We start from the raw sequence: 2634 nt of genomic DNA on the forward strand, positions 1-2634 counted from the left end.
GCCCCGGGCCAGCGCGAACTCGGCCCTGATGCCGCGCTCGTACGCCCGCATGCCGTACTGGTCGTCCGGCACCGGCGGTGCGTCGTACCGGCCGTCGCAGGCGTCGGTGGTGGCCAGCCGCAGCCAGCGTTCCGCCTCGTCGACCTCGCCCAGCGCCAGGTTGACCAGCACCAGGCTCCAGCGGATCTGGAGGCGGTCCCACCACGGGCCGGAGTCGGCCAGCAGGTCCAGCGCGGCGGTGAGGTGATCCCGGGCCTCCGCCGAGCGTTCGGCCTGCATGCAGAGTTCACCGACCCGGGAGTGGGCGAGCACCAGCAGCCACCGCAGCGGCCGGTGCGCCAGCGTGTCGAGCATCCGCCGAGCGGCGTCGAGCGCGTCGTCAGGCCGCCCGGCCTGCTCCAGCAGATAGCTGGCCAGGGCGTTCGCCATCGCGGCGACAAGCGGTTCGCGGTGCGCACGCAGCGCGGTGAGCACGGCCGGGTCGGCGTCGATCTCGGGGAGCGCGCCCAGCACCACCGCCATCGCACCGGCGACCGTGTCCGGTGGGGGCGGCGGAAGGCGGCGCAGCACGACCAGCGAGCGGGTCGAGCGGCGCCCGGCGATCATCAGGGTGTGCGCCACGGCGAGCACGGCAACGGTGCGGACCGGTGCCACGAACTCCGGCGGCGGACGGTAGTGGGACAGCAGGAAGTCGGTGTCGGCTACCAGCGCGAGCATCCGGGTGTAGCTGGTGTCGAGCGTCCACACGGCGGCCAGCGCGGCGGCGACACCCGCTACTGTCGGTGCGTCGGACCGGGCCACTGCCAGGCGCAGCGCGGCGACCAGGTTGTCCTGCTCGGCGCGGACCGTCACGACGGCGGTGAACGGTTCGGCGCCGAGCAGCGCCTCGTGGTGCCCGAGGCCGAACTCGCGGGCCCAGGCGAGGTACGCCGCCAGCACCCGCTCGTCCTCGCCGGCCTCGGCGCGGCGGGCGGCGCCGAACTCCCGCACCGTCTCCAGCATCCGGAACCGGATCGCGTCCGCCGTCTCCTCCACCCGCAGCAGTGACTGGTCGACCAGGTGTTCCAGCACCGGCAGCGCGTCCCCGCCGAGTACCCGGTCCGCCGCAGCGGCGCTGAACCCGGCCGGGAACACCGACAGCGCCCGCAACGCCGCCCGGCCCTCCGGCCGCAGCAGGTTCCAGCTCCAGTCGACCACCGCGTGCAGCGTGTGGTGGCGCGCCGGCGCGTCCCGTGGGCCGCCGCGCAGCAGCCCGAACCGGTCGTCGAGCCGGCGGGCCAGCTCCGGCACGCTCATCGCCCGCACCCGGGCGGCGGCCAGCTCGATCGCCAGCGGCATCCCGTCCAGGTGCCGGCACACCTCGGCCACCTGGTCGGCGGGCAGCACCACGCCCGGCCGGGCGGCGCGGGCCCGCTGCGTGAACAGCTGCACCGCCGTGTCCAGCGGCAGTTCGGGCAGCGCGTGCACCGCCTCCGAGGTCAACCCCAGCGGGGTGCGGCTGGTCGTCAGCACCCGCAGCTCCCGGGTCGCCGCCAGCAGCGCCGCCACCAGCTCGGCGACGCCCCGGACCACCTGCTCGCAGTTGTCCAGCACCAGCAGCACCGACCCCGGTCCGAGCGCCGCCACGATCGCGGCGACCGGGTCGGCGGGCACCGGCAGTGCGCCGACCGGCCCGGCGACCGGCTCGCCGACCCCCAGCGCCGCCGCGAGGGCCTCGGGCACGTCGCCGTCGGTGGTGACCGCGCCGAGCGCCACCAGGCGTACGCTGCGCTGCGGCGCGCGCCGGGCCACCGCGTACGCGAGCCGGGTCTTGCCCAGCCCGCCCGGTCCGACGACGGAGACCACACGGGAGCCGGCGAGCAGGGACTCCACCGAGGCCAGGTCGCCGTCGCGGCCCAGCAGTGGGTTCGGCTCGTACGGGATGCCGGGCCGGGACACCCGGCTCTCGCCGTCGAGCAGTTCCCGGTGCAGCTCGCGTAGCGCGGCTCCCGGCTCGGCGCCCAGCTCGTCGCGGAGCGAGCGGCGGTAGTCCTCGTACCGCGTCAGCGCCGCCGACCGGCTCGTCACCGCTGCCTCGCACCGGAGCAGTTCGGCCAGCACCTCCTCGTCCTGCGGACCTCCGGCGGCCAGCGCGTCGAGACCGGCCAGTGCCTCCGCGGCCCGTCCGAGCCGGGACAACGCGAGCGCCCGCGCCCGGGACAGTTCCCGGTACGTGGCGGCCCGGTCCGCGCGCAACGCGGTGAGCGGATCGTGCTCGCCCGGGTCATCGCCGGGCGGACCGGCCCAGTACGCGAGTCCCGCCTCCGCCTCGGCGAGTGCGGGGGCGTGCGCACCCGCGCGGGCGTGCCGGGCCGCCGCCGCCGCGTGCCGCAGCACCGCCGCCGCGTCCACCTGCGCGTCGGTGAGCGCCAGCCGGTAACCGGTGGCGGTCCGGACGATCAGGTCGGCGCCCAGCTCGGCGCGGGCCCGGGAGACCAGGATCTGCAACGCCTTCACCGGATGCCGGGGCGGATCGTCCGGCCAGAGCGCGTCGACGAGCGCGCCGGTGCCGCAGCCGGACCCGAGCCGGCCGGCCAGCAGGGCCAGCAGCGCGCGCAGCCGGGCGCCGCCCACCGGCACACCTCGGCAGACCAC

Annotated in this window: 1 protein-coding gene; it reads right to left on the reverse strand. The window is 76.8% G+C overall.

Annotation, left to right across the window (positions count from 1 at the left end):
- Nucleotides 1-2613 (reverse strand): BTAD domain-containing putative transcriptional regulator (locus KBX39_RS28490; protein ID WP_210873485.1); only part of this gene is annotated, 2613 nt, incomplete at its 3' end.
- Nucleotides 2614-2634: the final 21 nt, after the last annotated feature.

The organism is Micromonospora sp. D75 (genome assembly GCF_018070405.1).
GTDB classification, from domain to species: Bacteria; Actinomycetota; Actinomycetes; order Mycobacteriales; family Micromonosporaceae; genus Micromonospora; species Micromonospora chalcea.